The following is a 13,479-nucleotide window of genomic DNA, read 5'->3' as shown; positions in this document are numbered from 1 at the left end:
GGGTGGGTCAGATTTAGATGAAATCGGTGGGTTAAGACTCGGTGGAAATCAACAGATGCACCAAGTGAACTCGTGCAGCGGTTCGGCCCCACTCTGGATTCAGCAATGCGGCAGAGAATCGGGAAATGGAAAAACAATCGCAGTTCAAAGCTCTTTGGGATGAATGCCCCTGACAAGGTCTTTACTGTCCGCAATAAACCCAGCACACAATGACTAACGGCGCTGGGTTTGGTCTTGCATACCTCGACCGAGACTAGAAGGTCATGTAGGCGCTCAAGCGGGCGGAGCCCGGGCTGGCGATTCCGGAGATTTTCCGGGAGCTGGGTATCAGCACGGCGACCTTATACAACTGGCGCGGCAAGTACGGCGGCATGGACGTGCCACCGATGGCGCGGATGAAGGAGCTGCAGGCTGAAAGATGTACGTTGAAGAGAAAATCAGGGCTGAGATCGTTGCGGAGGCGCTAGCAAAAAAGATTGAGGCCATCTTCTCGCCGCGAGATGGCCAGGGATGTTTACGCCGACCGAAAATTGAGCCACTCCGTATGGAACAAGGCCAAGCAGGCTCCGCGCAGCCGAACGGATGCCCTGCAAGCTACTTGCGTATACGATCAAAGCGTGAGGAGCGGTGAGCGTGCAGTGCACCAGCTCCGGTCTGCGAAGACCGATGGTGTTGCGGCCCCTTGTGGACATTTACGGTCCATTCTTCGACGCAATGGTGGCGAGAGTACGCGGAACGATATCCTATCTCGGAGCGTAGATCCGACGGCGAACTTGGACGAGGCAAACACCGTCGGACGACGCAGGTTGAAGTCCGATCAAGAGGGCCATACTTGCGCGTTGGAACTATTGGCCGTGGAATCGGATTTGGGGAGGGTCTGTCGTGCCAGCGAAACTTGACATTAGCTAGGCACGGTCGGTCACGAGCTAGGGGCGCGTGAGTTATAGTGCGAAGCTGACCTGCCTGTATGGCCTATGCAAATCACCCTGTGAGTCGACCAACTTCGGCTGGACCGGAGACCAGGTAGTCTCACCGTTAGGTAGAATGCTGACCCAGGGTGATTCAATGGGGTGGCCGCCCGTCACTTACGTGGGCGGTCAGGGGGGGCGAGCGCTGGTTTGCAACTTTATTGGCGAATTGCAGCGGAAGTATGGCTAGTGCACGGTCCAGTTAGCAGCTTTATCAGGAACATTGTTCGACGAAACGGAGACGACGCCCGTTGCTGCATTGAGCATTGGTTCGGAAGTTTACTGTCACGGACCATGGGTATCTGCCTTGAACCGGGATCACCCGCTTGCCAGCAGTCCACCGCGCCCGCTTAGAACGACCTTCGCAACATCAGATCGACGCTCTGCTGCGAACGCCCACCGCCGGTCGCAAGCCACCCCGAGTAACCCACACTGACTTCGATCCTCGACGTCACCGCCCCCGCGATCCGCGCCGCAGTCATCAACCGACCGTGCGGCAGCGGCGCGCCCGCCGCGGAAAACGCTGTCCCGTCGCCGCTAAACACCGCCACTGCGCGCGAACGTTGCGCCAGTTCCTGCGCGTAGTCGACGCTCAGTTGTAGCGTCAGCGGATGTGCGCCGCTTTCGCCGAAGCGCCTGTCGAATTCGATGCCGACGTAAGGCTGCACGCTGCGTGCGTTGTCGGTGCCGACCTGCAGATCCTGTCCTCCCGCGCCGTGCTCCGCGAAGACGCTGCGGTGGAAGTAGCCGTACAACAGGCCCACGCGCGGTGTCAGCGTGAACGCGCGGATCGGCATCGGTAGGCTCAGCTGCGTGCCCAGTTCGATGTCGTGTCCGGTAGGGTCACCGTTCGCCGTGCCGCTCGCACCGAGTGATCGACGCAGATGCATGTCGTCGTAGCCGTACGACATCAGCGCCGAGAGCACGACCGGCCCGAGACGGCGCGATCCGTACAGCGAAGCACGCAGTGTATCGATGCGTCCGTCGTCGCCCGTCGTGCTTTCCGACAGATCGCTGTGCCCATAACCGAGTGCGCCGCCGATGGTGTACGGTCCGCGCCGCCAGTCGACGCCAGCAGTGAATTGATACTGATTGACGCTGAAACCCGGTGTACCGCCTGCCGCGCCGTGCAGCGACAGCCGATCTGCGGAACTCGCGACCCACAGCGAGCCGTCGTCCGAAGGGCAATGCGCGGCGACGGTGTCATCGCAGCGCTGTACGTTGTGCCCGAGCAGTTGCGTCGCCGCGGCTTCGCCGGCGAGCAGCGCAGTCGAGCCGAGCGCGCTGAAGATGCTCGTATCGATCGGCGCAACGACTGTCACCGGTGGCGCCGGCTGGCCTGGCGGCGGCGGGGGCAGTGTGCCGGTGCCGGCATTGTCGATGGCGTTGACGCTCAGGTCGACGGCCGTCGGTCCGTACACGACGCTCTGCGTAACCTGCGACGCACCCGTGCCGTCCGCATTGACGCTGCCGAACTTGCCGTTGACGGTCGTCGCCGAGACGATCTCGTAAGTCTTGCTCGCCGCGTACGTACCGGGATCGTAGAGCAGATGCAGCGCGCCGTTGAGCGTCGCGGCACCGTTCACCAGCAGCTTCGACGCGGAGGTCGGGTTCAGTTCGATGGTCAGCGTGCCGGCCGGTTGCTGGGCGTAATCGCCCGCGACGCTCAGCGTGCCGATGGACCCGCCCGGCTGCACGACGCCCGCGTTCGCGATCGAACCGAGCACCGTGCCGTGTCCGAGCAGCGTGCCGTTCGTCTCCACCTGGATGTTGCCGCCGAGCTTCGCCGACGGATTCGCTGCGTCGCCGATGGCGAGCCGTCCCGCGTTCACGACCGTCGTGCCGGCGAACGCACCGCTGTCGCCGGTCAGCGTCAGCGTACCGGTGCCTGCCTGGACGAGTGTGCCGTCACCCGACAGCGAGTTCGCGTAGCGGCTGTCGTCGGTGCGGTTGAAGACGAGCGAGCCGTTGTTCGCCAGGTTGCCTGTCACGTTGCCGCCTGCGATCTGTAGCGTGCCGCCCGTGTCGATCGTCGCACCGCTCAGCGTGCCGAAAATCTGTGCGATGCCACCCTGTGCGATCGTTGTGCCGTTGGCGATACCGCCGCTCGCAACCGTTTGCCGGCCCCCGCTGCTGACCGTTGTCGCATTTGCCGTGCCGCCCGACGACACCATTTGCAGTGCAGCGACCAGGGTCGTGCCGTTCGCGATACCGCTGGACATCACCGTCTGCACGCCGCCGCCGTCGATCGTCGCGCGGCTCGCGATGCCGCCTGCGCGCACTGTCTGCGTCCCTTGTACGACCGACAGGTCTGCCGAACCGAACAGATCCTGCAGCGCGCCGCCGCTCACCTGCGTGCCGCTCGCGACAGCGCCCGCGTACACCGTTTGCGTGCCGCCGCTCGACACGATAGCCAGGTTCGCGAGCGCGCCCGACGAGACGAACTGCTGCCCACCTGAACCGATGCCGGTTGCTGTCACGAGGCCGCCTGACAGCACGGTCTGAGTGCCGCCAGTCAGCGTGACCCCGCTCGTCGTCGCGCCGGACGAGACGATCTGCATGCCGCCCGTCAGCAGCGTCGCGGCGGCGACGATGCCGCCAGCTTCGACGGTCTGCATGCCGCCGCTGTTGACAAGCGTGCCGCTCGCGACACCGCCGGAGCCGATCTGCTGTCGGCCGCCGACGTCGACGACGGTGGCGTCCGCTTCGCCGCCCGACGTCACGGCCTGAGTGCCGCCGCTCTCGATATGCGCGCCGCTCGCGACCCCGAGCGCCAACACGTTCTGCGTGCCGCCGGCGCTGATCAGCGTGCCGGTCGCGACACCGCCTGACGACACATACTGCACGCCGCCCACGAGCTGCGCACTGCTCGCCGTCGAGCCCGACGACACGTACTGTGTCCCACCGCTGCCGACTATCGTGCCGGCGACGATCGCGCCTTGATAGAGCGTTTGCGTGCCGCCGTCGGCAACGCGAGTGCCGACCGAAATGCCGCCGGACGACACGATCTGTTGCCCGCCGCTCATCACGGTTGTGCCGTCGGCTTCGCCGTCGTTCGCGACGCGCTGGTTGCCGCCGAGACCGATGGTCGTGCTACTTGCGACACCACCCGCGAGGATGTTCTGTACGCCACCGCTCATCACCGCGGTGCCGCTTGCTGTACCGCCGGCCGAGATGGTCTGCGTGCCACCGCTAGAAACGAGCGTGCCGGTCGCGCTGCCCGCGCCGAAGACAGTCTGTACACCGCCAACGAGCACCGTGCCGCTGGCCGTGCCGCCCGACAGCACGTTCTGTTGACCGCTGCCCGAAACGGTCGTGGTCGTCGCGATGCCGCCGGCCGAGACCATCTGTGTGCCGCCGCTGGAGACGGTCGTATCGCTTGCCGCGGCCCCCGACAGCACGCTCTGCAGGCCACCGCCCGAAACGGTCGTCGCCGTGGCGATGCCGCCGGCCGAGATCATCTGTGTGCCGCCACTGGAGACAGTCGTGCCACTTGCCGCAGCCCCCGCCGACACAACCTGCAAGCCACCGCTCGCCACCGTCGCCGCGTTCGCGATGCCGCCGGAAGAAATCGTCTGCGTGCCGCCATTGCCGATCGCAGTCCCGTTAGCAACGCCGCCGCCGTAAACCGTCATCGAACCGGTGTTGCCAACTGAGGTCGTGTTCGCGATGCCACCCGACGACACGTTCTCCTGGCCAAAGTCCGACACTTGCGCACCGTTCGTCACGCCGCCCATCGCGACGTTTTCGTGGCCGAAGTTCGACACCACGGTGCCGCTCGCGATCCCGCCAGCCGACACGGTCAACTGCGACGTATCGAGCGTGCCGACGGCGAGACCGCCGGAGACGACGAAGCCGTTGCCGTATGCGCCGATGACGGTGCCGCTCGCGATGCCACCCTTCGTCACGATGAACGTGCCGCCGTTTTCGAGCAGCACGCCGGACGCGATGCCACCGGAGATCGTGAACGCGCCGAGCGCATTCGTGCCGCTAACGAACGCGTCGTCGGTGGTGCCGCTGAACGTGGCACCGGCGTTCAGCGTGATGCCGACGGCCGTACCGCCGGAGCTGACGGTGATCGTGCCGTTTCCGAACACCGTGGTTCCGCTCGCGACACCGGCCCCCGCGATGAGTTGCACGCCGCCGCTCGATACGACCGTGCCCGACGCGAACCCGCCGCCGTCGACGTTCTGCACACCGGTACTGCCGAGCGTCGTGCCGCGCGCAATGCCGCCCGACGTGACGTCCTCGCGCGAGTTCCTGTCGACGAGACTGCCGCTCGCGATGCCGCCCGCGAGGATCGTGTGCTGCGCGAAACCGAAGACGTGCGTGTCGAGCGCGAGGCCGCCGGACGAGACGATCTGCGTGAACATGTCCTGCGTATCGACGGCGGTTCCGCCGCCCATCACGATCTGCGTGGCGTGGACGATCGTGCCGCTCGCCGTGCCGCCGGACAGCACCGTGAAGAGACCGCCGTTGTCGAGCAGCACGCCCGAAGCGACGCCGCCGCCGATGACGAACGTGCCGGCCGCATTCGTGCCCGTGACGTTGCCAGCGCCGGTGTCTGCGATCAGGATGCCGCCGCTTTGCTGCACGACACCGGTTGCGTTACCGCCGGCGCTGATTCGCAACTGGCCGCCGCTCGACACTGTCGGCGAGACAGCGAGGCCGCCCGACTGCACCGTTTGGGCGGCACCGCCCGAGATCGTCGTGGCGCTCGCGATGCCGGTCGCGAGCACGTTCTGCGCGCCGCCGCTCGTGAGCATCGTGCCGCTCGTCATGCCACCGGACGACAGGTCCTCGCGACTGTTGCTTGTCACGACCGTCGCGACAGCGAAGCCGCCGTCTACCGACTGCGCGCCGCTGCTGCTGATCGTCGTGCCGCTTGCGATACCGCCCGACGAGACAATCTGCTGGGCGCCGGCGCCGACCAGGGTACCGCTCGCGATACCGCCGCTCATCACGACTTCGGTGCCGAGGTCGTGTGTCGCATATGCAATACCGCCCGACATCACCGCCTGCAGGCCGAACGCATTGATGAAGCTCGAACGCGCGACGCCACCCGCTTCTACGTTCAGCGCACCGTGTGCGTTCACCGTCGATCCATCCGCTTCGCCGAACACGAGCAGGCTCTGGTTAGAGCCGACCGTCGTGCCGTCGACCGTGACGCCCGCGGCGACTGTCGTTTGCGCGTTCGCCGTGGCGGGCGCGAAGCTTGCGGCGTAGAGCGCGGGCGTCGCGAGTAACCCGGTCAGCAGAAGCGAGACGCGCCGCTGCGGCACGTCGGGCATGGGCACATAGCCGGTTGCGCCCGGCAGTGTCATGCCGCGCCAGGTAGTCGAATATACGTTGGGACCTGTTGCGTCTATCCTCATTGCCGGTTCCTTGCTGGGTGACTTGCTGCGTGTGCCGGTTTCAGCGGAGCACTCCGGGAATCGTCCGGATGGCATCGATCACCTGCTTCGATTCGATCAGACGGGTGCATTCGAACTGCCTCGGTGTGTCCTTGTGCCGCGGGCACCAGAGAAAGTCGTGATGATCGAAGCGCACGCGCGGGTCGTTCCAGCAACTGTTGCAGACGTGATAGTTGATGACGCGGTACGGCGTATGGAACTCGTTGACCGGATGGGTGAAGCCGCTGATCATCACGGCCGGCGTGCGCACCGCCCATGCGAGCCACGACAGTCCACTCGACAAGCCGATGAAAAACGCCGCGTGCTTCAACCAGCGCGCCCGCTCGACGAGCGGCCGATCGCCGGTTTCGTCTTCCACGCCGTGCGGGATGTGATTCCACGCCATGCCGGTGCCGTGCACTTTCTTCTGGTCGATGCAGACGACGCGATAACCGGCTTCCTTCAGGAAGGCGATCACGTCGTGCCAGCCCGTCGGGTTATTCCAGTACTTGCACTGCGTCGAACTCTGCACGGCGATGCAGACATAGGGCTCGTCGATGGGGCGCGTATCGTCGGGTAGCGCGATTTCCGGCGGCTCCTCGCGCGGATCGACGCCGAGGATATAGCCCGCTGTGCGGTGCAGTCCGACCAGGCGGAAGTCGCTCGGCTGGTGGATTTTTTCGTCGTCGTCGAAGAAGAGTCCGAGGCTGTAGGTCGCGTAATAGCGCTGTGGCTGCACCTGTTCATGCGTAACGAATCCGATCTGCGGATAGGCGTCGCGAAAGAGCGGAATCAGCTTCTCCGACATCGCGCAGGTGAGCCGGCAGCCGTGCCGGCGCTGGAATGCCGCGGCGTACGGCATCCAGCCGATCGTGTCGCCGATCGTGCCGACCGGGAACTGCACGAGCACCTCCTTGCCGGAGGCGTCGTAGACGTGGTGCAGCGTCGGCGGTGCCTTGCTGTCCCGCGCGAGTGCGACACGTGCCCAGACGAGAATCTCGAAGCGGGCGTAGTACTTCCGTGTACTCGCCACATAGCCGCGCGCGATTTCCGTTTCGAACAACACGTTGCCCGTGTCGCAGTCTCGCAGGCAGACGCGCCAGTTGCCCGCGGGCAGTGTGACGCGGCAACCGTCGTTGAAATCGAAGCAGATGCCGGCCGGCCCCTGCTGGGTTGGAACGTTTGCGGGCGGTGGATAGGCCGGTGTTTGAGGCAGTCTGGCTGTGAAACCCGATACTGGGGCGCCCGGCGCTGAAGTGTCAGCGACCGGTGCAGTGACATCGCTATTCATATTGGTTCGTTGGATATCGTGTCGTCCGGGCCAGCCTGATGAGGCTTACCCTCCTTTTCGGTTTACGGCAGATTTTCTGAAGTTTGTATGGTGGGAAAACGCATAACAATGGTGGCTTTGGCGTTGCCGGGCGCTGAGCCTTGCGCAGCAGGTGTCAAACTGGTCTTGCGGGAATCGTTTGATCCTCAGGATTCCTGCGCGCCGTCGATCTGGCCAGCCGCTTTCTTCGTCAACTGGCAGGGCGTCAGGTGAGGTGGTCGAGGCACGATGCCGGTATTGCGATGAAATATGTCGTCAGTCGATTACTGGATGCCGGGGATCCTGCGTCTCCCTGACGTGCCGACGATCTGTTGTACTATGTCGCGTCGCCCGGGGCGGGCGTTGTGAGACCATCTTCGATAGATCAAAGGCCGCAATCGGAATCGGGTTGTTCCGCACAAACCCCGACAGGCGTAATTGTCTTTAGTCACTTTCGTCACATCTGCGATCGGTAATTTGTCTTACGTCTAAACGACAGTTTGTTCACAGATTCGTGCATTGATGGCGTAATTCGGACAGATGAATTCTCTGAAATTAATGCAGATTTCCCGAATTGCGCAGTATCGGATCGTGATTTGAAGCGATAAACTATGTGCTATTGAAGGGACCGTTAAGTGCCCCGGTCGCAATCCGTTGCGGCCTTCGTTGAACGGAAACCTTCTAGATCACTCCAACCGCCGAATACGACTGCGGAGGGCCAGACATCCTGGCTCTCAACCCCGAAAGGCTGCGTGCGCCTGCTCCCCGAGCATCGAGGGATGCGGCAACCTGCTACAGGCATGATTTTCGTTACATCGGCGCAATCCGCGCACGGTGCGATTTACCACAATCGGCGTTCAATGAACGCCAGGCCATAGGCTCAAGAAGGATTCTTTCATGGACGAACGTAAGCGAGACAGCATGATTGCTTATCTCCGCCACAGGATGGAGGAGTTTGGTATCACACCAGACGCCCTCGCCGCTGCGCTAGCAAGCGGACAATCGGAACAGGCGGGGGCGCGCTACCGCAGCGCGACCGGCAATACCTGGTCCGGCGAAGGGGAGATGCCCCAATGGCTTAAACAGGCGATCAGTGCAGGGCAATCCATCGAACACTTCGAATTGTCAGCCCCGCCGGCGCCCGCTCCCGCACCTAAAGCCGGTGTGGACTGGCGAGATGACCCGTTTGCGGGCAGCCCGCTTGCACGGCAGGAAAACCCATCGCGTTAGACGTAGTGCAATTTGCCATCCAGCCATCTGTGCTGGAGAGACTGGCTGTTCTCGTACACGCCAGGTACGTACACCTCGCTGATTTCCAATAGTTTCAGTTCACCGGTCGGTTTCCTGCTTGGTTTCGTGCTCAGTTTCCTGAGTAATCAGACAGACGGGTCGATTCAGAAGCGTCTCGCAGAAGCGGAAAGTCGGCTTCGCAGCGCTCAAAACCGCTTGCAGCGTTTGTGGAGCTGCTGGGTTATTCGTTCGATCTCGAGGATTTTCACGATCGGTGGCGTGGATGAATACGCGACCCATGCGCTCCAACCGCCGATCGAGCGGCCCGGTGCCAGGTGAACGGGCACGGCGTTTTCATCGGACGTTTTCCCACCGGTCTTCAGATCGATATAGGTGCTGCGAAACCGCAAGGTCGTCACCGTGACGAAGCTGTCATTGCGAAACGACCACGTGTAAGTATTGGCGCCCACTCGGGAAATGCAGATCGATATGCCTTGTCCCATCGATTCATATTGCCCGTCCGCGGCCACACTGCTGACAGCCGAACGTGGGGACGCCGCGCTCACCAGTTGAAGTTTGCTTCGCTTCAAGCTTAACGGCGTCGCTGCGGATGGCGACCGCATGATTGCGCAGTTCAACGGCGCAATGGGCATCAGGCGAAGCGGACTCATGGCGAGTCTGTCATCCTCCCTGGCTTTTACGAGCGCCAGGATCTGTCGAGTAAACCAGTACATGGAGACCTCTGATCATTCTGTTGACCGACGTCGAAAAGCCGTCGGACATAAATGTCCGACAACCTTTGCAGTCGCGAATCATGATTGTTTGTTTCTGCTGGGCTGAAAGAGCTCTGACGTGACTGAAGCGGCTGTTTAACGTAAGCGCCTCGTGGGTCGCATCAAAGGCAAATCTGATAACTCAAACGGACATTCCCCGATGCGTTTCAACACAATGCGGCCGTTCGCCTGTGCCAAAACCGGGTGTCCGTAGCGCTCGCGTCAATGTAGATGCGGCTGCGCGGAGATATCCGGCGAAATAGCGTGGAATGAGGTATTGCGCACATAGTGACCCTCTGACGACGTCGGATTTCAGGGCAGGCTCAGCAGAATTGCGGCCTGGAGGCTGCGCTATACTCGCCCGATGGATATGAAACGAACCTCGCTGAATCTGCTTCATTGGTGGCGCGCCTGAACCCGGCGGCCCGTTTCCCATACCGATTGAAAACGTGATGCCGCCAGTCCTGGCGGCATTTTTGTATCTGCGCGCCGATGACTGGCGGTGTCGACAAACATCCGGAACAGCAAACCATGTCAGACGTAAAACAACCCGTCGTCCTCACCGGCGACCGCACGACCGGCCCGTTGCATCTCGGTCACTACATTGGCTCGTTGCGGGCACGCGTGAAGTTGCAGCACGAGGCGCAGCAGTTTCTGCTGCTCGCCGACACGCAGGCGTTGACTGACAACGTCGGTCGCCATCAGAAGGTCACCGAAAACGTCATTGAGGTCGCACTCGACTACCTCGCGGTCGGCATCGACCCGGCCAGGTCGACCATCTTCATTCAGTCGCAGGTGCCAGAGCTGGCCGAACTCATGCAGTACCTGCTGAACCTGGTATCGGTCGCGCGCCTCGAGCGCAATCCGACCATCAAGGCCGAGATCCAGCTGCGCGGCTTCGAGCGCGACATCCCCGCGGGTTTTCTGACCTATCCGGTGAGCCAGGCCGCCGACATCACGGCGTTCAAGGCAACGCACGTACCAGTCGGCGACGACCAGTTGCCGATGATCGAACAAACCAACGAACTCGTGCGCCGCTTCAACAACACCGTCGAGCGGCAAGTGCTGGTCGAGTGCGAGGCGGTGCTGTCGCAGGTGACGCGGCTGCCTGGTCTGGACGGTAAGGCGAAGATGAGCAAGTCGCTGGGCAATGCGATTCCGCTGGGCGCCAGTCCCGACGAGATCACCAAGGCGGTCAACTCGATGTACACGGACCCCAACCATCTGCGGGCAAGCGACCCCGGCCAGGTGGAGGGCAACGTCGTGTTCGCGTTTCTCGATGCATTCGAGCCGGATGTGCCGAAGGTGGACGAACTCAAGGCTCACTATCGCCGCGGAGGATTGGGCGACTCTGTCGTCAAGCGTGTGCTGAACGAGCGGCTGCAAGCGCTGATCGAGCCGATTCGTACGCGTCGTCGTGAGTTCGAAGGCGACCGGGCCGAGGTGCTGAATATTGTGCGTCAAGGGACGATGCGCGCGCGGGAAGTGGCGGGCGGGACGTTGTCCGAGGTCAAGGGTGCGCTGGGATTGACGTACTTCGATCAGTAACGGATGGCTGCGGTAAGGACGCGTTGGGATATGGGCCGTTAGCGTTTGCAGTGAGACGGACCGTAGATGAGCCGTGCGAGCGGATCGCTGTCGCAGTCCAGCGAATCTGCAGATCGAGGCCGTTCTTTCGAGTGGATGTCGATCGCGCACTGGCAGGCCGGGCTTAACCTTCCGACCTGCCAGTGCGACGCGTTACTTCGCTTACTTCTTCGCTGCGACGTTAGCCGCGCTCAACGAGCCGCCCAGCGGGTAGGAGGTGCCGCCACCACCGATCGTCACGCCGCCCGCGAGTCCGCTCGTCAGTGACGCGACCAGGCTCGTCACCGGTGCGAGCAAGCCCGCCGTGGTCGGTGCTGCAGCCGATCCGACCGCGTTGGCCCCGGCACTCAGCGCACCGCCGATTGCAGCAGTGCTCGATGACGTTGCCGCACCTGCTGCGGCAAGGGTCGAGCCGAGCGCTGCACCGCCCGCGCTTACACCACCACCCAGCGCACCAGCCACCGAGACGGCCGCACCGGCAGTCGAACCGACCACGCTGTTGAGTGCTGTCGTAACCGGTGCGAGCACCGAGCCGCCAAGGTTCGTGCCGCCCAATGCTCCACTCACAGTTTTCAGTGTGCCCGTGACGCTGCCGAGCGCACCTGTTACCGGTGCCAGCACGCCGCCGGCACCGCCACTACCCGACAGGGAGCCGGTCAACGACGAGACAAGACTCGTGATCGGCGCAATCGGGCTGCTGGCGCCGCCGGTTACGCCGCTCACTACACCTGTCACCGCGTTGAGCGCGCCCGTGACCGGTGCGAGCGGATTGCTGCCGCCCGCGGCGCCGCCGAGACCCGCCAGCGTACCGGTGACCGTGTTGACCGCACCGGTAACCGGAGCCAGCACGCCGCCTGCGCCGCCGCCGATCACGCCGTTCACTGCACCGGTTACCGTGTTGAGCGCACCCGTGATCGGTGCCAGTGGGCTACCGCTACCGACGCTGCCGCCGAGACCAGCGAGCGTACCGGTGACGGTGTTGACCACACCGGTTACCGGAGCGAGCACACCGCCTGCGCCACTGCCGCCGAGACCGGAGAGTGTTCCGGTGATCGTGTTGATGGCGCCGGTGACAGGAGCCAGCACGCCGCCTGCGCCACTGCCGCCGAGACCAGTGAGTGTGCCTGTGACGGTGTTGACCACCCCCGTTACCGGAGCCAGCACGCCGCCTGTGCCACTACCACCAAGACCAGCGAGCGTGCCGGTGACAGTGTTGGCCACACCCGTTACTGGTGCGAGTACACCACCAGCGCCGCTACCGCCGAGACCNCAGCGAGTGTTCCGGTGACGGTATTGACGACACCAGTAACCGGAGCGAGCACTCCACCTGCGCCACTACCACCGAGACCAGCGAGTGTTCCGGTGACGGTATTGACGACACCAGTAACCGGAGCGAGCACTCCAGCTGCGCCGCTACCACCCAAACCAGAGAGTGTGCCGGTGACAGTGTTGACGACACCGGTAACAGGTGCGAGCACACCACCTAGGCCACTACCACCCAGACCAGCGAGTGTTCCTGTGACGGTGTTGACGACACCAGTAACCGGAGCGAGCACACCACCCGCACCACCGCTACCACCTAGACCTGCGAGTGTCCCCGTGACCGTGTTGACCACACCGGTAACCGGAGCGAGCACACCGCCTGCGCCACCGGCGCCACCTAGACCCGCGAGCGTCCCGGTGACGGTGTTAACGACACCCGTGACAGGAGCGAGCACGCCACCTGCACCGCCACTGCCGCCGAGACCAGCGAGCGTGCCGGTGACGGTGTTCACGACACCTGTGACAGGAGCGAGCACACCGCCTGCGCCACCGCTGCCACCGAGGCCTGCAAGTGTTCCACTGACGGTGTTCACGACACCGGTGACCGGAGCGAGCACGCCACCCGCGCCACCGCTACCGCCGAGACCTGCGAGCGTCCCAGTGACGGTGTTGACAACACCGGTAACCGGAGCGAGCACGCCACCTGCGCCACCGCTGCCACCGAGACCCGCAAGCGTCCCGGTGACGGTGTTCACGACACCAGTGACGGGAGCGAGCACGCCACCTGCGCCACCGCTACCACCGAGACCAGCGAGCGTGCCGGTGACGGTGTTCACGACACCGGTAACCGGAGCGAGCACACCGCCTGCGCCACCACTACCACCTAGACCAGCGAGCGCCCCCGTGACCGTACTAACGACACCGGTAACCGGAGCGAGCACACCACCCGCACCACC

General features: G+C 63.6%; 6 protein-coding genes and 1 pseudogene. 3 read left to right on the top strand and 4 right to left on the bottom strand.

The window, feature by feature from the left end; genetic code table 11:
* The first annotated feature begins 263 nt into the window (after positions 1–263).
* Positions 264–467 (top strand): annotated as a pseudogene (locus M0D65_RS32185) (transposase).
* 851 nt (positions 468–1,318) lie between these two features.
* On the opposite strand, the gene M0D65_RS32180 reads toward M0D65_RS32185, so the two are convergent.
* Entirely contained in the window at positions 1,319–6,343 is a 5,025-nt protein-coding gene (locus M0D65_RS32180; protein WP_266256071.1) for an AIDA repeat-containing protein, read from the bottom strand.
* A 40-nt stretch (positions 6,344–6,383) separates the two neighbouring features.
* On the bottom strand, positions 6,384–7,652 hold the full coding sequence (locus M0D65_RS32175; protein WP_091017414.1) for an autotransporter strand-loop-strand O-heptosyltransferase: 1,269 nt from the start codon (positions 7,650–7,652) through the stop codon (positions 6,384–6,386).
* Between the two features lie 915 nt (positions 7,653–8,567).
* Between M0D65_RS32175 and M0D65_RS32170 the strand changes: the two genes are divergently transcribed.
* Positions 8,568–8,900, top strand: a complete 333-nt coding sequence (locus M0D65_RS32170; protein WP_091017416.1) for an H-NS family nucleoid-associated regulatory protein — start codon at positions 8,568–8,570, stop codon at positions 8,898–8,900.
* A 206-nt stretch (positions 8,901–9,106) separates the two neighbouring features.
* Here M0D65_RS32170 and M0D65_RS32165 read toward each other — a convergent pair whose 3' ends face one another.
* Positions 9,107–9,634, bottom strand: a complete 528-nt coding sequence (locus M0D65_RS32165; RefSeq protein ID WP_266256070.1) for a hypothetical protein — start codon at positions 9,632–9,634, stop codon at positions 9,107–9,109.
* Between the two features lie 570 nt (positions 9,635–10,204).
* Here M0D65_RS32165 and trpS point away from each other — a divergent pair.
* On the top strand, positions 10,205–11,221 hold the full coding sequence (gene trpS, locus M0D65_RS32160; RefSeq protein ID WP_266256069.1) for a tryptophan--tRNA ligase: 1,017 nt from the start codon (positions 10,205–10,207) through the stop codon (positions 11,219–11,221).
* 201 nt (positions 11,222–11,422) lie between these two features.
* Here the strand turns inward: trpS and M0D65_RS32155 are convergent, their stop codons facing one another.
* Positions 11,423–12,481, bottom strand: a complete 1,059-nt coding sequence (locus M0D65_RS32155) for a hypothetical protein (protein WP_266256068.1) — start codon at positions 12,479–12,481, stop codon at positions 11,423–11,425.
* Positions 12,482–13,479 lie beyond the last annotated feature (998 nt).

The organism is Paraburkholderia sp. CHISQ3 (assembly GCF_030464945.1).
GTDB lineage: Bacteria > Pseudomonadota > Gammaproteobacteria > Burkholderiales > Burkholderiaceae > Paraburkholderia > Paraburkholderia megapolitana.
The sequence above is the reverse complement of the archived record's forward strand: the minus strand, read 5'-3'. Positions and strand labels throughout refer to the sequence as shown.